Origin of the sequence: Paenarthrobacter sp. NPDC091669 (genome assembly GCF_044756725.1) — a bacterium.
GTDB lineage: Bacteria > Actinomycetota > Actinomycetes > Actinomycetales > Micrococcaceae > Arthrobacter > Arthrobacter bambusae_C.
Genome location: NZ_JBIVTK010000015.1, coordinates 105,046 through 126,241 on the forward strand (window position 1 = coordinate 105,046; position 21,196 = coordinate 126,241).

Annotated in this window: 19 protein-coding genes and 1 pseudogene; 9 read left to right on the forward strand and 11 right to left on the reverse strand. The window is 63.1% G+C overall.

The genetic code is table 11. The annotated features are described in order from the left end of the window. Positions 1-43 precede the first annotated feature (43 nt). The 3 genes from ACIQLI_RS20785 to dxr form a co-directional block, all read right to left on the reverse strand. Complete coding sequence (locus ACIQLI_RS20785) at positions 44-337, reverse strand: YciI family protein (RefSeq protein WP_354232340.1); 294 nt, start codon at positions 335-337, stop codon at positions 44-46. A 63-nt stretch (positions 338-400) separates the two neighbouring features. Then, positions 401-1,732 (reverse strand): site-2 protease family protein, encoded by a 1,332-nt coding sequence (locus ACIQLI_RS20790; RefSeq protein WP_354232338.1) that lies wholly within the window; start codon positions 1,730-1,732, stop codon positions 401-403. A 32-nt stretch (positions 1,733-1,764) separates the two neighbouring features. Continuing rightward, the gene (gene dxr / locus ACIQLI_RS20795; protein WP_354232336.1) at positions 1,765-2,949 is read right to left on the reverse strand and encodes a 1-deoxy-D-xylulose-5-phosphate reductoisomerase; all 1,185 of its coding nucleotides are present in this window, start codon (positions 2,947-2,949) and stop codon (positions 1,765-1,767) included. A 105-nt stretch (positions 2,950-3,054) separates the two neighbouring features. Here dxr and ACIQLI_RS20800 point away from each other — a divergent pair, with 105 nt between their 5' ends. Further along, positions 3,055-4,515, forward strand: coding sequence for a lipase maturation factor family protein (locus ACIQLI_RS20800; RefSeq protein WP_400391958.1), 1,461 nt, complete (start codon positions 3,055-3,057; stop codon positions 4,513-4,515). On the opposite strand, the gene ACIQLI_RS20805 is transcribed toward ACIQLI_RS20800, so the two are convergent. Then, entirely contained in the window at positions 4,486-5,553 is a 1,068-nt protein-coding gene (locus ACIQLI_RS20805; RefSeq protein ID WP_400391960.1) for a LacI family DNA-binding transcriptional regulator, read from the reverse strand. The two genes, ACIQLI_RS20800 and ACIQLI_RS20805, sit on opposite strands and share 30 nt — an antisense overlap. A 281-nt stretch (positions 5,554-5,834) precedes the next feature. On the opposite strand from ACIQLI_RS20805, the gene ACIQLI_RS20810 reads away from it, so the two are divergent. The 6 genes from ACIQLI_RS20810 to ACIQLI_RS20835 are packed head-to-tail and all read left to right on the forward strand — an operon-like array spanning position 5,835 to position 12,034. Beyond that, complete coding sequence (locus ACIQLI_RS20810; protein ID WP_400391962.1) at positions 5,835-7,154, forward strand: extracellular solute-binding protein; 1,320 nt, start codon at positions 5,835-5,837, stop codon at positions 7,152-7,154. A gap of 4 nt (positions 7,155-7,158) precedes the next feature. Beyond that, the gene (locus ACIQLI_RS20815) at positions 7,159-8,085 is read left to right on the forward strand and encodes a carbohydrate ABC transporter permease (RefSeq protein WP_400391965.1); all 927 of its coding nucleotides are present in this window, start codon (positions 7,159-7,161) and stop codon (positions 8,083-8,085) included. After that, complete coding sequence (locus ACIQLI_RS20820; protein ID WP_354232328.1) at positions 8,085-8,984, forward strand: carbohydrate ABC transporter permease; 900 nt, start codon at positions 8,085-8,087, stop codon at positions 8,982-8,984. Before ACIQLI_RS20815 ends, ACIQLI_RS20820 begins: the two co-directional genes overlap by 1 nt. A 30-nt stretch (positions 8,985-9,014) precedes the next feature. Next, a complete protein-coding gene (locus tag ACIQLI_RS20825; RefSeq protein ID WP_400391968.1) occupies positions 9,015-10,235 on the forward strand; it encodes a Gfo/Idh/MocA family protein in 1,221 nt (406 codons plus the stop codon). A 9-nt stretch (positions 10,236-10,244) separates the two neighbouring features. After that, positions 10,245-10,946, forward strand: a complete 702-nt coding sequence (locus ACIQLI_RS20830; protein WP_400391971.1) for a ThuA domain-containing protein — start codon at positions 10,245-10,247, stop codon at positions 10,944-10,946. After that, a complete protein-coding gene (locus tag ACIQLI_RS20835; RefSeq protein ID WP_400391974.1) occupies positions 10,931-12,034 on the forward strand; it encodes a Gfo/Idh/MocA family protein in 1,104 nt (367 codons plus the stop codon). The genes ACIQLI_RS20830 and ACIQLI_RS20835 overlap by 16 nt, the downstream gene beginning before the upstream one ends. 59 nt (positions 12,035-12,093) lie before the next feature. Here ACIQLI_RS20835 and ACIQLI_RS20840 read toward each other — a convergent pair whose 3' ends face one another. The 7 genes from ACIQLI_RS20840 to ACIQLI_RS20870 are packed head-to-tail and all read right to left on the reverse strand — an operon-like array spanning position 12,094 to position 20,048. Next, positions 12,094-12,969 (reverse strand): HpcH/HpaI aldolase/citrate lyase family protein, encoded by an 876-nt coding sequence (locus tag ACIQLI_RS20840; protein ID WP_400391977.1) that lies wholly within the window; start codon positions 12,967-12,969, stop codon positions 12,094-12,096. Between the two features lie 46 nt (positions 12,970-13,015). Then, positions 13,016-13,501 carry a MaoC family dehydratase gene (locus tag ACIQLI_RS20845; RefSeq protein ID WP_400391980.1) on the reverse strand — a complete coding sequence of 162 codons (486 nt, stop codon included), beginning with the start codon at positions 13,499-13,501 and terminating at the stop codon, positions 13,016-13,018. Next, a complete protein-coding gene (locus ACIQLI_RS20850; protein ID WP_400391983.1) occupies positions 13,498-14,250 on the reverse strand; it encodes a CoA transferase subunit B in 753 nt (250 codons plus the stop codon). Before ACIQLI_RS20850 ends, ACIQLI_RS20845 begins: the two co-directional genes overlap by 4 nt. Further along, a complete protein-coding gene (locus tag ACIQLI_RS20855) occupies positions 14,247-15,080 on the reverse strand; it encodes a CoA transferase subunit A (protein WP_400391986.1) in 834 nt (277 codons plus the stop codon). Before ACIQLI_RS20855 ends, ACIQLI_RS20850 begins: the two co-directional genes overlap by 4 nt. 20 nt (positions 15,081-15,100) lie before the next feature. Next, on the reverse strand, positions 15,101-16,264 hold the full coding sequence (locus tag ACIQLI_RS20860) for an acyl-CoA dehydrogenase family protein (protein WP_400391989.1): 1,164 nt from the start codon (positions 16,262-16,264) through the stop codon (positions 15,101-15,103). Beyond that, positions 16,261-18,435, reverse strand: coding sequence for an acetyl/propionyl/methylcrotonyl-CoA carboxylase subunit alpha (locus ACIQLI_RS20865; RefSeq protein WP_400391992.1), 2,175 nt, complete (start codon positions 18,433-18,435; stop codon positions 16,261-16,263). Before ACIQLI_RS20865 ends, ACIQLI_RS20860 begins: the two co-directional genes overlap by 4 nt. Before the next feature lie 2 nt (positions 18,436-18,437). Then, the gene (locus tag ACIQLI_RS20870; protein WP_400391995.1) at positions 18,438-20,048 is read right to left on the reverse strand and encodes a carboxyl transferase domain-containing protein; all 1,611 of its coding nucleotides are present in this window, start codon (positions 20,046-20,048) and stop codon (positions 18,438-18,440) included. A gap of 138 nt (positions 20,049-20,186) precedes the next feature. On the opposite strand from ACIQLI_RS20870, the gene ACIQLI_RS20875 reads away from it, so the two are divergent. Both ACIQLI_RS20875 and ACIQLI_RS20880 read left to right on the forward strand, forming a co-directional pair. Then, the gene (locus ACIQLI_RS20875; protein ID WP_354232306.1) at positions 20,187-20,819 is read left to right on the forward strand and encodes a TetR/AcrR family transcriptional regulator; all 633 of its coding nucleotides are present in this window, start codon (positions 20,187-20,189) and stop codon (positions 20,817-20,819) included. A gap of 79 nt (positions 20,820-20,898) precedes the next feature. Further along, a pseudogene (locus tag ACIQLI_RS20880) lies at positions 20,899-21,196 on the forward strand (hypothetical protein); the annotation flags it as partial.

Sequence of the window (21,196 nt, forward strand, 5' to 3'; positions counted from 1 at the left end):
ACTCCTTGGATTGGGGTGGATCGTTGTGGTGGAGGACGCCCGGCTAGGACGCGTGGGCTGCCAGGACCCCGATGTTGGGGGTCCATTCGGTGGTGCGGATGCCGGCAATCACGCCTGCTTCGGCAAACGGATCCTGCTTGAGGAGGTCGTTGAGCCCGGCTTCATCCGCGGACTTGAAGAGCAGGAGGGCACCGGCACCGTCACCGTACGGGCCGCTGGCAAGGAGCTTGCCTTCCTCGGCCAGTTCGCCCAACCAGGCACGGTGTGCGGGGCGGGCTTCGTCGCGGAGGGCGCCGGAGTCGGCGACGTATACGTACTCAACAGCGAAAACAGTCATGGTGCTAGCCTATCCCGCCTGCTCCGCCTGAAATATTCATGCTCTGCCGAAAATGTTCTTGGCTCAGCCGAAGATGTTCACGGGTTTCACGATGTCCGCGTAGATCAGCAGGGCACCCATGGCCATCAGCAGCGCAGCCACCACGTAGGTCAGCGGCAACAGTTTCGCGATGTCGAACGAACCCGGATCCGGTTTGCCCCTCAACCTGGCCACTTGCCGCCGCGCACCCTCATACAAAGCTCCGGCCACATGGCCGCCGTCGAGGGGAAGCAAGGGGATGAGGTTGAAAATGGCCAGCGCGAAGTTCAGCCCTGCAAGCAGCCCGATCAGGGTTCCGATGCGGGCCTGCATCGGCACCTGTTCCATAGCCGCGACTTCGCCGGCGACCCGGCCAACGCCCACTACGCTGATGGGACCGTTCGGATCCCGGGGCTCCTCGCTGAAGGCTGCTTTCGCCACCCCGGCTACCCGGGCCGGCAGGTTGAAGATCACACCTGAAATTTGTTTGATGTTCTCCCCCGCCATGGGGAGAACGGCCGACGCCGGTTGGGGAACCAAGGCGCTTTGGGCGCCGATTCCGAGGAAGCCGACTTCCTGGTATTGCAGGACTCCGTTGGCGTCCTGCGCCTGGCGTCCATCGGAGCCAATCACGGGACGGGAAGAGAGTACCGGGGTTACTGTGGTCTCCACGGGGGAACCGTTGCGCTGCACGGTGACGGCCACATCCTTGCCTGCCGAGGCACGGATCCAGCCCGTCAGTTCATCCCAACTGGTGACGGTCTTTCCGTCAAAGGACGTGATGGTGTCGTTCGGCTGCAGTCCTGCGGCTGCTGCCGGTGTGGGTTTGCAGTCCGCTGAGTCCGGGTCCACGGTTTCGCCCGCGGCAACCTGGCATTTGGAAACGTCCGCGATGGTGGTGGTCGCCTGCGCCGTGCCGAAGCCCATGAGCAGGACGGCCAACAGGATCAACCCGATGATCATGTTCATGGCGGGGCCACCGAGCATGACAATGATCTTTTTCCACACGGGCAACTTGTAGAAGACGCGGTTTTCGTCCCCCGGCCCGACTTCTTCGTGCGCCATGGAGCGCGCTTCCGTGGCCAGCGTTTGGAACATCCCCGTGCTGGAAGGGCGGACAGCGCCGTCCACCTTGTTGGGTGGGTACATGCCGATCATGGAGACGTATCCGCCCAGTGGAAGGGCCTTGAATCCGTACTCCGTCTCGCCCTTCTTCCTGGACCATAGGGTGGGACCGAAACCGATCATGTACTTGGTGACGCGGACTTTGAAGAGCTTCGCCGGCACCAGGTGGCCTACCTCGTGCAGCGCGATGGAAACGGCGACGCCGATGGCGACGAAGACGACTCCGAGAATGAAGAGAAGGACGGGACTCATGCCGGTGGGACTGCTTCCATAAGGGTTCTGGGCTACAGGGCGCTGCTGGCTAAACGATCAAGGGTGCGGGCGCGTGCCCACTTCTCAGCATCCAGCACGGACTCCACCGTTAGCTCGGAGGAGCCTGAATGTTCACTGAGGACGGACTCCACGGTATCCACGATGTCCGTGAAGCGGATACGCCCGGCGTGGAAGGCCTGGACGGCCTCCTCATTGGCGGCGTTGAATACCGCTGGGAAGGTGCTGCCTTGCTTGGCGGCGTCCTTGGCCAGGTCCACGGCAGGGAATGCCACGGTATCCAAGGGCTCGAACGTCCAGCTGGTGGCCTTGGTCCAGTCGCAGGGCGTGGCAGCACGCGGGACGCGATCCGGCCAGCCCAGCCCCAGCGCGATAGGCAGGCGCATGTCCGGCGGTGATGCCTGGGCAATGATGGAACCGTCGACGAACTGGACCATGGAGTGGACCACCGACTGGGGGTGGACCACCACCTCGATCCTGTCCAGGGGAACATCGAACAGCAAGTGCGCCTCAATGACTTCCAGGCCCTTGTTGACCAGGCTGGCGGAGTTGGTGGTGACCATCAGGCCCATGTCCCAGGTGGGGTGGGCCAGCGCTTCCTGCGGTGTGACCCCGTGAAGCTGATCGCGTGTGCGTCCGCGGAACGGACCGCCGGACGCGGTCAGGATCAGTTTCTCCACTTCCTGCTCGGTCCCGGACCGCAAGCACTGGGCAATGGCGGAGTGCTCGGAGTCGACGGGCACTATCTGTCCCGGCCGGGCGGCGGCCTTGACCAGGGCGCCACCTACGATCAGTGACTCCTTGTTGGCCAGCGCCAGCGTTGCGCCGGTGCTGAGCGCGGCCAAGGTAGGTGCCAGGCCAATGGAACCGGTGATGCCATTAAGGACGACGTCGCACTCAATGGCTGCGATCCGGGTGGAGGCATCCGGGCCGGTGAAGATTTCCGGCGCAAAATCCGGCACCCCCGCGGCCGAGGCTGCCGCGTCAATGAGTTGCCGCAGGATCGATGGATCTCCCTGGGCAATGCCCACAGCCTGCGCCCGGGTATGGACCGCCTGCCGGGCGATGAGTTCCAGGTTCCCTCCACCTGCGCTGAGTGCCACCACTTCAAAACGGTGCGGGGCAGCATCGACGACGTCAATCGCTTGCGTGCCGATGGAACCTGTGGACCCGAGGATGACGATCTTGCGCGGCTGCATTCTCCAAGTATCCCAGCCAGCAACACGAGCGGCGAACGGAGCAGGGACGATGCCGGGAAAACCAGGATCGCTTGACCATCCGCACCCCACGCGTACGGTGGAAAGGTGGAGTGGCTGTCCTGGTTTGATGCGCGGGACTATGAATTCGCCCGGCAGGTGTTGCAGCGCGGCACGGCTGCGCTGTATCTGGTTGCCTTACTTTCCACCATGAACCAGTTCCCGGCACTCCTCGGCGAGCGCGGGCTGTTGCCGGTGCCGGCTTTCCTGGACATGGCCCGCAGACTGGCCAGGCCCACCCTCTTCCGTTGGCATTACTCCGATGCTCTCCTCAGATCGGTGTGTTGGACGGGGATCATCGTGGCTGCCTTGCTCGTGATCGGCCTCCCCCAAACGGGCCCGCCATGGCTGCCCATGCTGGCATTCCTGATCCTGTGGTTCCTCTATATGTCGATCGTCAACGTCGGCCAGACGTTCTACGGCTTCGGCTGGGAGATCCTGCTTCTCGAGGCCGGATTCACCGTGGCCTTCCTCGGCTCGGACCAGACTCCCCCGCCCACCACCATCCTGATCCTCATTGTGTGGCTGGTTTTCCGGCTCGAGTTCGGCGCGGGCATGATCAAGATCCGTGGGGGCCGCGAGTGGCGCGACATGACAGCCATGTTCTACCACCATGAGACCCAGCCCATGCCTGGCCCGCTCAGCAGGCAAGCACATCTGCTGCCGCGCCCGTTGCATAAAGTAGAGGTGGCGGGCAACCATTTCGCGCAGCTGGTGGTGCCGTTCTTCCTCTTCGCGCCACAGCCCCTGGCCGGCATTGCGGCAGGAATCATCATCCTCACCCAGCTGTGGCTGGTAGGCACCGGGAATTTCGCCTGGTTGAACTGGGTGGCCATCGTCCTTGCCTTCGCGGCCGTCAGCGACCCCCTCGCCCACGCGGTCTTTCCGTTCATCCCGCTGGAGTGGCACCAAGGCGCCGATACGCCGGTGTGGTGGCTCGCCGTCGTCGTGCTGGTGACTGTGGTGTTGCTGGTGTTCAGCTACCGGCCGCTCCTGAACCTCTTCTCCAGCCGGCAGCTGATGAATGCCAGCTTCAACCGTTGGCGCCTGGTCAACGCCTATGGGGCGTTCGGGACGGTCACCAGGCAGCGGATCGAAATCGTGGTGGAAGGCACGCTGGCCTGGGAGCCGGACGCCGCGGATGAGCACTGGCTTGAATACGGCTTCAAGGGCAAGCCCGGCGACGTGCGGCGGCTGCCGCGGCAGTGGGCGCCGTACCATCTACGCCTGGATTGGCTGATGTGGTTCCTGCCTCTGCGGACTGTCCACGAGGACTGGTTCTACGCTTTCCTGGACAAGTTGCTGGAGGCGGACAAGCCCACGCTTGGGCTGCTTCGCCATGACCCGTTCGACGGCGAACGCCCCCGTTGGGTGCGCGCACGCAGCTACCTGTACCGTTTCGCCAGCCGTGAGGAGTTCCGCGGGAACGGCGAGCGCTGGGTGCGGGTGCTGCTGTCTGACGCCATTGGACCCGTGCAGCTAAACCCGCGACGCCGCTTTCTTTCGTGAGCCCAGGTCCACGGGGGGTGCCGTGGATTCCCGGACCACCAGGTGGGTTGCCAGTTCCACGCGCCGGGAGTCGATGTCTTCGCCCTGCATCTGGCGAAGGATGAAGTTCAGCGCCGACCGCCCGATCTCTTGAAGCGGCTGGCTCACGGACGTGAGGGGCGGTGTGGATTCTTCGGCCTGGTAGGTGCCGTCGAACCCCACCAGGCTCATCTCCTCGGGAATCCGCACGTCCTGCCTTCGGGCCTCGGCCAGCACCCCCATGGCGATGCTGTCGCTGCCGGCGAAGACTGCCGTGGGCGGATCCTCCAGCGCCAACAGGGCCTTGAAGGCGGCGGCCCCGGTCTCGGGGCGGAAAGGGCCTGCCGAAACGTATTCGTGCTCCACCGTGATATCTGCGGCCATGAGCGCGGCCATGTAGCCGTGCAGCCTGGCCTGGCTGCATTCGGCGGTGGCAGGGCCACCGATGAAGGCAATCCGTCGGTGCCCCAGCCCCAGGAGGTGCGTCGCGGCGGCTTTCCCGCCGGCCCAGTTGCTGGCGCCTACGCTGAACAGGTCAGCCGGGGGCGGGTTGAGGGGGTCGATCACCACAATGGGAATCTGACGTCGCTGGAAGGCCTCCAAGTGCGCAGTGCCAAAGGCTGAGGTCACCACGATCATCCCGCTGCGGCCTTCATCGACCATGCGTTGAGCCCGTTCTTCCGGTCCCAGTGGAGGCGCCGCCTGGAGACCGGTCACGGACAGGATCACTTCCATGTCGGAGACGTTTGCCTGCTCCATGATCCCCTTGAGGACTTCCATGTTGTAGGCCGAATTGAGGGAATCAAAGACCGCTTCGACTGTCCGCTGCACCGGGTTGCTCTTGCGCTGGAGGGGAGATTTATAGCCTGTGCGCTGCAGTGCCGCCAGCACGCGGGCCCGGGTTGCCTGCGCTACATCCCCGCGCCCGTTGACCACTTTGGAGACCGTGGGCACAGATACTCCTACCTCCTGCGCGACGGCAGAAAGGGTCATTTTGGAGGGTCGATCATCGATGCTCACGGTTATCGCTTTCGAAAAGTTTCGGTTGCAGACAGTGTGCATTGTCATCGGCACGCCCGTCAACATGGATCTCACAGGGTTTACATTCCGGGAAATTGGCTCTTGACGGTGACCTGCCTCACGGCTAAGTTTGGTGGGCACTTCCGAAAGGACCTTCGAAACATTTCGAAAAGTCAGCGGAAACGGTCGATCGAAGCTGATCCCCACCACCGCGGAGTGCGGCTTTTACACGAACAACCGGGCCATCAGCGTCGAGCCCGAAGGACGAATGGAAACTGCACATGAATAGTCTCAAGTTGCGCACCGCCGGAATGGCCGTTTCTGCAGCCGCATTGTCGATCGCACTCGCAGCCTGCGGGTCCTCAGGGCCGGCCGGAACAGGAGCCTCCGGAGATTCGGCAACCATGTGGGGCCTCACTGGCGGCGACCAACCCGTAGTCCAGGCAGCCGTGGACTCCTGGAACAAAGCACACCCCGATTCGGCCATCAAGCTCGACTTCTTCGCCAACGATGCCTACAAGACCAAAGTCCGCACCGCCGTCGGAGCCGGCCAGGGGCCCACCCTCGTCTACGGCTGGGGCGGCGGAGTCCTCAAGTCCTACGTTGATGCCGGCCAGGTGGATGACCTCACGGGATTCCTCAAGGAAAACCCGGAAGTCCAGAACCGCTACCTTCCCTCCATCCTGGAAAGCGGCGTGATCGACGGCAAGACCTACGCCCTCCCCAACAACAAAGTGCAGCCTGTAGTTCTCTACTACAACAAGGAAGTCTTCGACAAGATCGGCGCCGAGGCACCAAAAACCTGGGACGACCTCATGGCACTGGTGCCCAAGTTCAAGGCCGCAGGCGTAGCACCCTTCTCCTTGGGTGGGCAGTCCAAATGGCCGGACCTCATGTGGCTCGAATACCTGGTAGACCGCATCGGCGGCCCGGAAGTGTTCGCCAACATTGCCGCCAACAAACCCGGCGCCTGGTCTGATCCCGCCGTGATCGAAGCACTGACCAAAATCCAGGAATTGGTGGATGCAGGCGGCTTCATCAACGGGTTCTCCTCCATAGCCGCGGACAGCAACGCCGACCAGGCCCTGCTCTACACCGGCAAGGCCGCCATGATCCTGCAGGGCAGCTGGATCTACCAGGGAATGAAGAAGGACGCAGCGGACTTCGTCACCAGCGGCAAGCTCGGATACACCCCCTTCCCCACCGTCGAGGGCGGCAAGGGTGACCCGGCCAACATCGTGGGCAACCCCACCAACTTCTGGTCGGTTTCGTCCAAAGCCACCGAAGAACAGAAAAAAACGGCCCTTGAGTACGTCAAGGACGGAATGTTCACCGACGAGAACGTCCAAGGCCTCATCGACTCAGGAGCCGTACCCGTGGTCACCGGTATTGAAGACAAGCTGGCGGCATCCCCTGACAAGGACTTCCTGACCTACGTTTATGGGCTCGCCAAAGATGCACCGGACTTCACCCTGTCCTGGGACCAGGCCCTCAGCCCCGCGCAGGGCGATGCCATGCTGGCCAACCTGGACCAGATCTTCCTGAAGAAGATCACCCCGGAACAGTTCGCTTCCACCATGAACGCAACGATCGGAAAGTAGCCCGGTGTCGTCCACTACTGCGCACCGCCGGACCGCCCGGGTACAGCCGTCCCGACGAACCCTCGAGAAGGGTCCGTCGGGGTGGCTGGCAGCCCCGGCGCTCGCGTTCTTCATGCTGTTCGCCATCCTCCCGCTCCTGGGAGTGCTGTTCCTGAGCTTCACCCGCTGGGATGGGCTGGGCGAGATCAAGCTCGACGGCCTGTCCAGCTGGAACACCGTCCTGGCCGACCCTGTGACGGGCAACGCCTTGCTGGTGACCGCCAAGATCATGTTCTTCTCCTTCATTGTCCAGGCACCCATCAGTCTCCTGCTGGGCGTCTTCACCGCCGCGAACCAGAAGTACCGTGCCGCGTTGGCCGTCCTGTACTTCGTTCCATTGCTGCTCTCTTCTGCTGCTGTGGCCATTGCCTTCAAGGCCCTGCTGGACCCGAACTTCGGCCTCGGCCCCGGCTTGGGTTTGCCGTTCCTGGCGCAGGACTGGCTGGGCAACTCCGATCTGGTCCTGTTCGTGGTGGTCTTCGTCATCGCGTGGCAGTTTGTTCCGTTCCACACCCTGATCTACCAAGGCGGCGTCCGGCAGATCCCCGCTTCACTCTACGAAGCCGCGCAGATCGACGGCGCCGGCCGCATGCAGCAGTTCTTCAACATCACGCTCCCCCAGTTGAAGTACACCGTCATCACCTCCTCCACCCTCATGGTGGTTGGATCCCTGGCGTACTTCGACCTTGTATTCGTGCTGACCGCGGGAGGCCCCGGCTATTCCACGAGGCTGTTGCCGCTGCACATGTACCTCACCGGCTTCAAAGCGAACGACATGGGCGCGGCCAGCGCGCTGGGAGTGATCCTGGTGGTCATCGGGCTGGCCCTGGCATTGTTCCTTCAACGACTCGGCGGCAAGAACCGCAACGCCAGCCAATTGGAAGGTGCGTAATGGCTTCCACCACACAACTCCCTACAGCACCGGCAACACTGCCCGAACCGGCGGCCGCCCGCCGTCGTCCGCAGAAAATGGGCCGCTCGCGGCCCAACTTCCTCGGCGGACTGGGTGGCTGGCTCTGGCTCGCGGTCATCATTGTGCCTGTGTACTACGTGGTGATCACCAGCTTGAAGAACCAGGCAGGCTTCTTCACCTCCAATCCCTTGCTGCCACCGGCGGAACCAACGCTGGATAACTACAAGCTGGTGGTGGAGAACGAGTTCGCCAAGTACTTCACCAACAGCCTGATCGTGACGGTGGGCAGTGTGGTTCCAGCCCTCTTTGTGGCCTTTATGGCGGCGTACGCGATCGTGCGCGGCAAGGGGAGGTTCCTGAGCTGGACCAACAACGTCTTCCTCCTGGGCCTGGCCATTCCCCTGCATGCCACGATCATCCCGATCTACTGGATGATCACCAAAGCCCACATGTATGACACCTTGCTGGCACTCATCCTGCCCTCGATTGCGTTTGCCATCCCCATTTCCGTACTGATTCTCTCCAACTTCATGAGGGACGTGCCCAACGAGCTTTTTGAGTCGATGCGGCTGGACGGCTGTTCCGACTGGGCCATGATGTGGCGTCTGGCGTTGCCGATGACCAAGCCTGCTGTCATCACGGTTGGCATCTACAACGCACTGCATGTGTGGAACGGATTCCTGTTCCCGCTGATCTTGACCCAAAGCCCGGACACCCGCGTTCTGCCGTTGTCGCTCTGGACCTTCCAAGGTGAGTTCAGCGTCAACATTCCTGCGGTGCTCGCCTCGGTTGTCCTGGCCACGCTCCCGCTGCTGGTGATTTACGTCGTGGCACGGCGCCAGTTGCTCAGTGGCCTGACCGCCGGTTTCAGCAAATGACTGGCTGCTGCCAGTAGAAAGGCATTTCACATGACACAGCCACAACCCTTGCGTGTGGGCATGGTGGGCTATTCCTTCATGGGAGCCGCCCACTCCCACGCTTGGCGGACCGCGCCGCGCTTCTTCGACCTGCCCCTGAGGCCTGAACTGACTGCCGTGGCCGGCCGCAACGAAGCCGGTGTCCGGGCAGCAGCCAGCAAATTTGGTTGGGACTCAGCCGAAACCGACTGGCGTCGCCTGATAGAGCGCGAAGACATCGACCTTATTGATATCTGCACACCTGGCAACACCCACGCGGAGATCGCCATCGCCGCTCTGGAAGCGGGAAAACACGTCCTCTGCGAGAAGCCACTGGCCAATTCCGTGGAGGAAGCGGAGAAGATGACGGCAGTGGCCCAGGCGGCAGCCGGACGCGGGGTTCTGTCCATGTGCGGTTTCAGCTACCGCCGCACGCCTGCCCTGGCGCTGGCCAAGCGGATGGTGGACGACGGCCGGCTGGGCAGCATCCGCCACGTCCGCGCACAGTATCTGCAGGACTGGTTGAGCGATGCGGATGCGCCACTGACCTGGCGGATGGACAAATCCACGTCCGGTTCCGGCTCACTGGGCGATATCGGCGCGCACAGCATCGATGCCGCACAGTGGATCACCGGCCTGAACATCAGCGGCGTCTCGGCCTTGCTGGAGACGTTCGTCAAGGAACGCCCGGTGGGCGGGGACTTTGTGGGGTTGGGCGGCCACGGCGGTTCTGATGGCCCCAAGGGCCCGGTGACCGTGGACGATGCTGCGCTGTTTACGGCACGATTTGAGGCAGGGCACGACGCCGGTGCTGACGCCGGCTCACGCGCAAATGGCGCCTCCGGCCCGATCGGCATCTTCGAAGCCACCCGGTTTGCCTTGGGCCGCAAGAACGCCATGCGCCTGGAACTGAACGGCACGAAGGGATCCCTTGCCTTCGATTTCGAGGACATGAACTCCCTCCAGTTCTACGATGCCGCCCTGGAACCGGACGCGGGCTTCCGAAAAATCATGGTCACCGAACCTTCCCACCCCTACGTCGGCAGCTGGTGGCCCACCGGCCATGGGCTGGGGTACGAGCACGGCTTCACGCATCAGGTGGTGGACCTCGTGACCGCCATCGGGGCCGGCGAGCAGCCGTCGCCGTCGTTCGCTGACGCTTTGCAGGTCCAAAAGGTTCTGGCCGCCGTCGAGGCGAGCGCGGACAACTCAAGCCGCTGGCAGAAAGTCTGAAAGGAAAACATGACAAGCGAGAACAAAACAGCGTTGGTGGTCCGAGGCGGTTGGGACGGCCACCAACCGGTGGAGGCCACCGAACTGTTCATCCCCTATCTCAAGGACAACGGCTACGACGTCCGGGTGGAAGAATCCCCCAAGATCTACGCCGACTCCGAGTACATGGCGGGCGTGGACCTGATAGTGCAATGCATGACCATGACGACCATCGAGAAGCACGAATTCGAGGGTCTCCGCGCTGCGGTGGAAAACGGCACGGGCCTTGCCGGCTGGCACGGGGGCATCGCCGATTCCTACCGGAACAACTCGGACTACTTGCACCTGATCGGCGGCCAGTTTGCCTGCCACCCCGGCAAGCATGCGGACCAGCGGATCGGCGAGCAGTCGGATAACTACGTCCCCTACACCGTGAACATGCTGCCGGGTGCGGCCGACCACCCCATTACGCAGGGAATCAGCGACTTCGACCTCGTCACGGAGCAGTACTGGGTACTGTCCGATGACTACATCGACGTCCTGGCCACCACCACGCAAAAGGTGCGGGAATGGGATCCGTGGAACCGTGAGGTCACCTCGCCTGCCATCTGGACGCGTCAGTGGGGCGAAGGCAGGATCTTCGTCTGCACTCCCGGCCACCGCGTGGAAATCCTCCAGGACAGCAACGTCCGCACCATCGTTGAAAGGGGCCTGCTGTGGGCAAGCCGCTGAACGTTGGAGTGATTGGCTGTGGCGCCATCATCGCCCAGTACCTGACCAACTTCCGCCGGCTCGATTCCATCAACCTGGTGGCCGTTGCTGATCTTGATCCGGCTCGGGCGCAGGCGGTTGCCGACTCCTACGAGGGCGTCCGGGCACTGACCGTGGACGGACTCCTCGCCGCCGATGATGTGGATCTGGTCCTGAACCTGACCATCCCTGCGGCCCACGCCGACATCGCCCTGAGGGCCATCGCCGCCGGCAAGTCGGTGTACGGCGAGAAGCCGCTGGCTGCCACCACGGCGGAGGCCCAGCAGGTGCTGGATGCAGCCGCAGCGGCCGGAGTTGCTGTTGGCTGCGCCCCTGACACTGTGCTGGGAACGGGAATCCAGACTGCCCGCAGGGCAATCGACGACGGCCTGATCGGAGCGCCCGTATCTGCCACGGCCACCATGGCAACTCCCGGGCACGAGCGCTGGCATCCCAACCCCGACTTCTATTACCAGCCCGGCGGGGGCCCACTGCTGGACATGGGACCGTACTACGTCTCTGCCCTGGTCACGCTGTTGGGTCCCGTGGTGTCTGTGGTGGGGGCAGCCAGCCATACCCGGAACGCACGCACCATCGGTTCGGGTCCACGGCAGGGGCAGACGGTCCCGGTGGACGTTGACTCGCATGTTACCGGCGTCCTGGTCCATGCATCCGGCGCTTTGTCCACCCTGTTCATGAGCTTCGACGCCGTCAAGACCAAGAGCCCCAACATCGAGATCCACGGGCAAAAGGGGTCGCTGATCGTCCCGGACCCCAACCACTTCGACGGCGATGTACAGCTTTTCGCGCTGGGTGCTGAGGACTGGGAAACACTCCCCGTTTCGGCCGGCTACGTGGACTCCGGCCGTGGCTTCGGAATCGCCGACCTCGCCGCGACGCCGGCGGGCCAGGAACCACGCGCGGGCGGACAACTGGCCTTCCACGCGCTGGAGGTCATGGAATCAGTCCTCGAATCCGCCAAGAGCGGTCAGGCGGTATCCATCAAGAGCAACGCAGCACGGCCCGCCGCCGTTGAACTGACAGACCTGTCGACGCCGGTACGCGCCTAGCGCCCTGACCGCCCGCCGAGACTCCAGTTAATGCCCATGTTGCCGCGGAAACATGGGCGTTAACTGTCACCTCGCGGGGTATCTGTGCCTTGGAAGCGGTGCCCGGCCCGGCGGAGTGTGGCTTGGGCGTGCTTGAGGATGGGGCCGTCGATCATCTTGCCCTTGAACTGGAACACCCCCGTGCCTGCCGCTTCTGCTGCGTCCAGGAGCTCACTGGCCTGCGTTACGACTTCCGGAGTCGGCGCATAGGCCCCACGAACGACTGCCACTTGGTTGGGGTGGATGCAGGCCTTGGCGCCAAAACCGCTGGCTACGGCGTCGTGGGATTCTGCCGACAACCCGTCAAGATCCGGGATGTTCACGTATACGGAGTCGATGGCTTCCTTGCCCGCAGCTTTTGCGGCCAGCAGTACCGCGGACCGTGAGTGCAGCGCGACAGCCCGGTACCCGCCGTCGTCGTTCCTGCTGGAGAGGCCACCGAGTGACGCCAGCAAGTCCTCGGCACCCCACATGAGCCCCACGACGTTAGGCTCGGCGGCGATAGCTGAGGCGTTGACGATGCCCCCCGCGGTTTCGCACAGGGCAATGACCTGATAGCCGTACAAGGCCTTGAGCTGCTCAGCGCTCTCCGCCTTGGCCAGCATGACCGTCCGGTAGGGCGTCTTGGCCAGGGCTTCAAGGTCGAGCTCGAACTCGGGCGTCCCCACCGGGTTGACCCGCACAATGGTTCGGCCTGGTTCCAGTCCCCCGGTACCGGACTGCTCGAGTATCGCTTCGCGTGCCTTCAGCTTGTCCGCAGGAGCTACGGCATCTTCCAGGTCCAGGATGACGGCGTCGGAACGATCAGCGGCCTTACTGAATCGCTCCGGGCGGTCGGCGGGGCAGAACAAGAGGGCCGGACCCATGGTGAAAGGAGTCGCGTCATAAGAAAGCATGGAGGTCCTTGCTGCTGGTGTCCTACAGAGAGTTGGAAATGGTGGGTCAGGACTGCGCGGCGTGCGCTTCCTTGGTCCACATCAGGCAGGTCCGGGTGGCCAGCGCCACCACCGCGCCATCCTGGTTGCGGCCGGTGTGCTGCATGGTCACCACGCCTTGACCGGGTCGGGAGGACGACAACCTTTTTCCCGTGATCACCGTTTCCGTGTACAGGGTATCGCCGTGATACAGCGGGTGCGGAAAGGTGACATCGGTCAGCCCCAGTTGCGCGATGATGGTGCCCTGGGTCAGCTGGGTCACGGACTGCCCCACCATGGTGGACAAGGTGAACATGGAGTTCATGAGCCGCTGCCCGAAGGGCTGGGTGGAACTCCACGCCGCATCCAAGTGGAGCGCCTGGGTATTCATGGTCATGGTGGTGAAAAGGACGTTGTCCGCTTCAGTCACGGTCCGCCCGGGCTTATGGGCGTAGATCACGCCCTCTTCGAGTTCGTCGAAGTACAACCCCCGCTGCTCAACAACCCGCGTCATACGGTGAGCTCCTGGTCTTCCTCGAAAAGGTCGGCTCCGGTTGCTGCGAGGACGTCCTCAAGAGTGACGTTGGGGGCCAGTTCGCGAAGGACCAGCCGCGGGTCTCCTTGGTCCTTGACGACATCGATGACGGCCAGGTCGGTGATGATCCGGTCTACGCACCCTCTACCCGTCAAGGGCAGCGTGCAGTCTTGAACAATTTTCGGCCTGCCGCTGCGGTCCACGTGCTCCATCATGACAATGACCTTCTTGGCACCGAACACCAGGTCCATGGCGCCCCCCATGCCCTTGACCATCTTGCCGGGAATCATCCAGTTGGCGAGGTCCCCGTTGGCAGCCACCTCCATGGCACCGAGCACAGCGACGTCCACGTGCCCGCCGCGGATCATGCCGAACGACGCCGCCGAATCGAAGAACGCGGCCCCCGCATTCGTGGTGACCGTTTCCTTGCCCGCGTTGATGAGGTCCGGATCAACCCTGTCTTCGGCAGGGTAAGGACCGACGCCCAGGATCCCATTTTCGGAGTGAAGGATGACCTCCACACCATTGGGGATGTAATTGGGGATCAGGGTGGGCATCCCAATACCAAGGTTCACGTACTGGCCGTTGGTGAGCTCCTTGGCTACGCGGGCGGCCAGTTCGTTGCGGGTCCAGCCTTTGGCCTCGTGATGTTCGACGTCGGCGCGACGGTACTCGTGCCGGACGGCTTCCGGGCGGGGCGGGATGTCGTGGAACGTGTTGTCCGTCATCGTTCCTCTCCTGTCTGGCTTGCGCCCGTTCGTCCAAGGCCCGCTTGGTTTATGCCCGCTTGATCTGCGCCCGTACCGGGGGTCAGCGCAACCGTCCGCTTTTCTACCCTCTTCTCGCTGGAGGTCGCCAGCACCACCCGTTGGACGAAGATCCCCGGCGTATGAATGTGCTCAGGATCAAGCTCGCCCGGTTCCACCAGCTCCTCCACTTCGGCAATGGTGGTCTTCGCCGCCATGGCACAGAGCGGGTTGAAATTCATGGCCGTTGCATGGAACACCAGGTTGCCGTGCCGGTCACCCTTCCACGCGTGAACCAGGCCGAAGTCCGGCGTCAGTGACTCCTCCAGGACGTAGTCGGCATCGTTGAAGGTGCGGACCTCCTTAGGGGACGAGGCCAGCGCGACGTTCCCTTCGGCGTCGTACTTTTGCGGAAGCCCACCCTCCGACACCTGGGTTCCCACCCCGGCCTTGGTGTAGAAGGCCGGGATACCGGCGCCACCGGCGCGGAGCTTCTCCGCCAAAGTTCCCTGCGGGGTAAGGACGACCTCCAGCTCCCCCGCCAGGTATTGGCGGGCAAATTCCTTGTTCTCCCCCACGTACGAGCTGATGGTGCGGCGGATGCGACCGTCCTTCAGGAGAATGCCCAGGCCCCAGTCGTCCACGCCGCAGTTGTTGCTGACAGTCTCAAGGTCAGTGGTGCCCTGGCTGTGCAGGGCCTCGATCAGGGAGACGGGAATACCACAGAGGCCGAACCCTCCCACAGCCAAAGAGGCGCCGTCCGGGATGTCCTTCACCGCTTCCGCGGCGCTGGCAACAACCTTGTCAATCATCCTTGATCCTTCCCGTACGGTTACAGACCCAGCTCGCGGGCGATCAGCATCAACTGGACCTCTGTGGTGCCTTCCCCGATTTCAAGGATCTTGGAATCGCGGTAGTGGCGTGCCACCGTGAACTCGTTGATGAAACCATAGCCGCCGAACACCTGCGTGGCGTCCCGCGCGTTGTCCATGGCAGCCTCGCCTGCGACCATCTTAGCGATGGCCGCCTCGGTCTTGAACGGCTTCCCTGCCAGCATCCGGGAGGCGGCATCGTAGTAGGCAAGACGGGCTGTGTGGGCCCTGGCCTGCATCCGGGCGATCTTGAACTGGATGGCCTGGTACTTGCCGATGTTCTGGCCGAAGGCGCTGCGTTCCTTGGCATACTTTACGGACAGGTCGACGCAACCCTGGGCTGCACCGGTTGCCAGTGCGGCGATGGCGATACGGCCCTCATCAAGGATGGACAGGAAGTTCGCATAGCCCCGGCCACGCTCGCCCAGGAGGTTGGCTTCAGGAACGTGGACATTGTCCAGAGTGAGCGGGTGGGTATCGGACGCGTTCCAGCCCACCTTGTTATACGGCTTTTCCGCCCTGAACCCGGGCGTGTCCGTCGGCACCAGGATGGTGGAGATCTCCTTCTTGGTACTGCCATCCGCGTTCTGCTTCTGGCCCGTGACTGCCGTGACCGTCACCAGGGTGGTGATGTCCGTGCCGGAGTTGGTGATGAACTCCTTGTTGCCGTTAATAACCCACTTGCCGTTTTCCAGGTGGGCGTTGGTTTTGGTGCCCCCGGCATCCGACCCTGCTTCGCGCTCCGTCAGGCCGAACCCGGCCAAGGAACGTCCCGACGCCAACTGCGGCAGCCATTCTTCTTTCTGCGGGTCCGTTCCGAATCGGTACACCGGCATGGCACCCAGCGAGACACCGGCTTCCAAGGTGATGGCCACCGACTGGTCCACCCGCCCCAGCTGCTCCAAGGCCAGTGCGAGGGCGAAGTAGTCGCCACCCATTCCGCCGAATTCCTCAGGGAAGGGCAGGCCGAACAAGCCCATCTCCCCCATCTGCTTCACAACCTCGTAGGGAAAACTGTGCTCTTCGTCATGCTTGGCGGACACTGGAGCCACAACCTCGTCGGCAAACTCGCGGACGGAGTCGCTGAGGTCCTGGTACTCCTCATTGAGTTCAAACGTGCTCATGACTGGATTTCCTTGTCTGTGCTTGTGGTCTCTGCGTCCACGTGAATGGTGGCGAGCACCTGGTCGGCCTTGACCAGGTCGCCGGGTTTGCTGGTGAGGTGGACGGTCCCAGCAACGGACGCCACCAGGTGATGCTCCATCTTCATGGCCTCGACGGCCAGGAGCACCTGGCCTTCTTCCACCGTTTCGCCATCGGATACCGACACCGACACCACCGTTCCGGGCATCGGCGAGCGCACTTCCGGGTCCGCTGCCCCTTCGTCGCGCTGGATGCCCGCAAGCATCCGCCGCAGGCGTCCGGCACGGTTCAGGACCTCGAGCCTGCAGGACCAGCCATCGTTGCCGATGTGAATGTCGCGGACACTGCCCAACTCACTGACGCCGTTCTGCCCGCGCGGGTCCACGCCAACCGCGTAGGTGACAGGACCGCCGTCGAACTCCAGGACAATCCCGTCCACGCTGCGGTCCGCTACCCGGACGTTGACCGGCTGCCCGCCGTCGATGCTTGCCGTGACGGTACCGTCCTCTTCGGTGACGGACACTGTGGCAACGCTGCCTCCGGGAATCCCCAACGTTGCGGTCCAGGCGCCCCGGGCACCAACACGCCAGGAATCCGGCGTTGCCCAGGCGTCTCCTGCCGGCGCCGACCCCGTGCGCTCAAGCCATAGGGTGAGGGCGGCAGCGATCAGTTCCTCGGAACCGGCGTGCCGGAAGGACATCGACGGAAGTTTGCGCTCGATCAATCCGGTATCCAACTGTCCGGCGCGGACCTCGGAATCGTTGATCAACAACCGCAGATACTCCACGTTCGTATCCACCCCAAGCAGCGTGTACCGGCCCAGCGCAGCGTCAAGGGTATCCAGCGCCGCGGTCCTGTCCCCACCCCAGGCGATGACCTTGGCCAGCATGGGATCGTAGTCCCCTGTGATCTCCAGGTTGTTGCGCATGGCGGAATCAATCCGAACGTTCGCCTGCGCCTGTTGACGGCCTGAAATGGTTGCATCCGCGGGACCGTGCTCTGCGAGCGCCACGACACGACCCATCGATGGCATGAAGTTCCGCTCCGGCACCTCGGCGTAAACACGCGCCTCCACGGCGTGGCCGTGAAGCACGACGTCGGACTGCGCCACGGTGAGCACCTCACCGGCGGCGATCCTCACCTGCCATTCAACGAGGTCGATGCCGGTGACCATCTCAGTGACGGGATGCTCCACCTGCAAGCGGGTGTTCATCTCCATGAAGAAGAACTCGTCGGGGTGCTCGTCGGACACCAGGAATTCAACGGTGCCGGCACCGCTGTAGTTGACCGAACGGGCCGCGTTGCAGGCCGCCTCGCCAATGCGGGCCCGCTGCTCAACGCCGTCCGGCAGTGACTCAAAAAGAGCCGAGGGAGCTTCTTCGATGACCTTCTGGTGACGTCGCTGAAGCGAGCACTCGCGCTCGCCAAGGTGAATCACATTGCCGTGGTTGTCCGCCAGCACCTGGACCTCGATGTGCCGGGGCGTGCTGATGAGCCGTTCCAGGAACAGGGTGTCGTCGCCAAAAGCGGATGCTGCCACGCGCCTCGCTGTGACGAGCGTGGACGCCATGTCCTCAGCCCGTTCCACCACGTGCATGCCTTTGCCGCCACCACCCGCGGACGGTTTGATCAGCAGAGGAAAACCTACCGCCGCTGCAGCGTCGATCAGTTCCTGGTCGGTGAGTCCGGGTTGTGCGATGCCGGGAACGCAGGGAACGCCGTAGGTCATGACGTGGTTCTTGGAGCGGATTTTGTCGCCCATGACGTCAATGGCATTGATGCCCGGCCCAATGAACGTGATGCCTGCGGCGTCCAGCGCCTTGGCGAACTCAACATTCTCCGACAAAAACCCGTAGCCCGGGTGGACCGCGTCAGCTCCGGTGCGGCGGCACGCGTCGATGATGGCGTCGATCTTCAAGTAGCTTTCGGCTGGTGCAGTGCCACCGATGGCGACTGCGGTATCGGCGAGGGCCACATGCTTGGCATCTTTGTCCGCGTCCGAATACACGGCGACGGAGCGTATGCCCATCTCCTTCAGTGTCTGGATGACGCGGCAGGCGATCTCTCCACGGTTGGCAACCAGGACGGCGCTGAAGGTCCGGGCAGCGACGGCCGGGGTGGGTGGGGCTGTGGTTGTTGTTGGCAGGGTCATGGTCACATCCTGAAGAGACCGAAGGAGGTCTCCGGCAGTTGCTGGCGGGAGACAACGTCCAGGGCCATCCCCAGGACGCGGCGCGTGTCAGCGGGGTCGATAATGCCGTCGTCCCACAGCCTTGCGGTGGAGTAATACGGGCTTCCTTGCTCTTCGTATTGCTGCTTGATGGGGGCTTTGAAAGCATCCTCATCCTCAGCAGACCATTCCTGGCCGGAGGCCTCGTACTGATCCCGTTTGACCGTTGCCAGTACGCTGGAGGCCTGATTTCCGCCCATCACGGAGATCCTCGCGGCCGGCCACATCCAGAGGAACCGCGGCGAATACGCGCGGCCGCACATGGAATAGTTACCCGCGCCGAATGAACCGCCGATGACCACCGTCAGCTTGGGTACCCGGGCTGTAGCCACTGCGGCGACCATCTTGGCGCCGTTCTTGGCGATGCCGCCTTGTTCGTAGTCCTTGCCCACCATGAAGCCGGAGAGGTTCTGCAGGAAGATCAGGGGAATGCCACGCTGATCACAGAGCTCGATGAAGTGGGCGCCTTTGAGTGAGGATTCGCTGAAGAGGACGCCGTTGTTGGCCACGATGCCCACGGGATGCCCGTGGAGGTGCGCGAACCCGGTCACCAGGGTGGTGCCGTAGTTCTTTTTGAACTCGTGGAATTCGGAACCGTCCACAAGCCTGGCGATGACTTCGCGGACATCGTATTGTGCGTTGACGTCCGTGGGAACCACACCGTAGATCCCGGAAGGATCGACGACGGGCGGCAGGACGGCGTCGGACATGTCCCATGCCGGCTGTGCCGGCTTCGGTAACGTGGCCACGATGTCCCGAACGATCTCCAGCGCGTGCTGGTCGTTCTCGGCCAGGTGGTCAGTGACCCCGGAAATCCTCGAATGGACGTCCCCGCCGCCCAGTTCCTCGGCGGTGACGATCTCGCCAATCGCGGCTTTGACCAAGGGCGGGCCACCCAGGAAGATGGTGCCCTGGTTCCGGACAATGACGGTCTCATCGCTCATGGCGGGTACATAGGCGCCGCCGGCAGTGCACGACCCCATCACGGAAGCGATCTGCGGGATCTTGGCTGCTGACATTTTGGCCTGGTTATAGAAGATCCTGCCGAAATGCTCCTTGTCGGGGAAGACCTCGTCCTGCTTGGGCAGGAACGCTCCACCGGAATCCACGAGGTAGATGCACGGGAGCTTGTTCTCCAAGGCGATTTCCTGGGCCCGGAGATGCTTTTTCACCGTCATGGGATAGTAGGTGCCGCCCTTGACTGTGGCGTCGTTGGAGATCACCAGGACATGCCGGCCATGGATCAGGCCAATGCCGGCAATCACCCCGGCGCCAGGGGAATCGTCGTTGTACATGCCGTTGGCAGCCAAAGGCGCAATCTCAAGGAACGGGCTGCCGTCATCCAACAGGTAGTCGATCCGTTCCCGCGGGAGAAGTTTTTCCCGGGCGATGTGCCGCTCACGCGACGAGGCCGGGCCGCCGAGGGCCGCCGTCGCCAGGCGTTCCTTCAGTTCTGCCACCAAGGCCAGCTGCGCCTCCCGGTTGGCTTCAAAGGTACCGCCGGCGGTGCCCATCAGGCTGGCAATTGTCTCCATTGACCCCTGTTCCATTCCTGGCCACAGGCCATTTCGGTTAGTGCCGCGTAACTGAAATTTAGGTTAGTCTTTATTAACTGTGATGTCCAGCACAGCCGATCCACGAGTATCGGGTCCGCCTGGCGCCAAGGAGGAAAAGTGACCGGAGGTCCGGAAGCAAGCAATAACGGCACCCGAGCCGCCGCCACGCAACGGGGGCAGGCCAAGGAAGTCCGACGATTGGCGTTGTTGACCGCTGCCGCGGGACTTTTTGCGGAGAACGGCTTCACCCGCGTATCGCTTGAGGATCTCGGCGCCGCAGCGGGCGTCAGCGGACCCGCCGTCTACCGGCACTTTCCCGGCAAGCAAGCGGTCCTCGGCGAACTTCTCCTCAGCGTCAGCCGGGACTTGCTCGATGGCGGACTACGCGTGGTGTCGGAAGCGGACGATCCCCTGACTGCCCTTAGGGGGCTGATCCAGTTCCAGGTTGACTTCGCGCTCAGCAATCCCGACGTCATCCGCGTCCAGGACCGGGACTTTGGAAGTCTTAGCGACGCCGACCAGGCAGAAGTCAGGTCCCTCCAGCGGAGTTACGTTGAAACATGGGTGGGCGTCCTTGCCCGCATTCATACCGATGCCGATGTTCCCGGCCTCCGCGTCCGGGCGCACGCTGCCTTTGGTTTGATCAACTCCACACCCCACTCGGTGCGCCACCACGGCAGGAAGATTGCCGCAAAGTCAGCCAGGCCCATTCTGGAGCAGATGGCGTTGGCTGCTCTCACTTCGGCATAACTGTCTTATTCTCTTGGGCGGCTGGGGCTGTCTTCCCTTGTCAGCTAAAAATGTCAGACCCCGCTGACATGATGTTTTTATGGAAGATAAAGGGCAGTGGACAGCACTCGGGGCGGATTCGTCCCCTGCTGTGGCTGCCCTGACCGCAGTCCGGTCACGGCGTTTCTTGAGCATGCCGGACTTGCTCAGGGCCGGGTTCAAGGACTCGACGACGCCCATCACCTGGACCGGCCACTTCCACGGCGCCGGGCTGCTCAACGGTAAGGCCAAGTCCGCCCGGGGTTCATCGCTCACGGGCCCCGCCCCGGCCTTGGCGGACATTCCGGCCCAAGGTACAGGACCAGCCTCTGAACCACAGCGGAAACCCCAGACCGGCC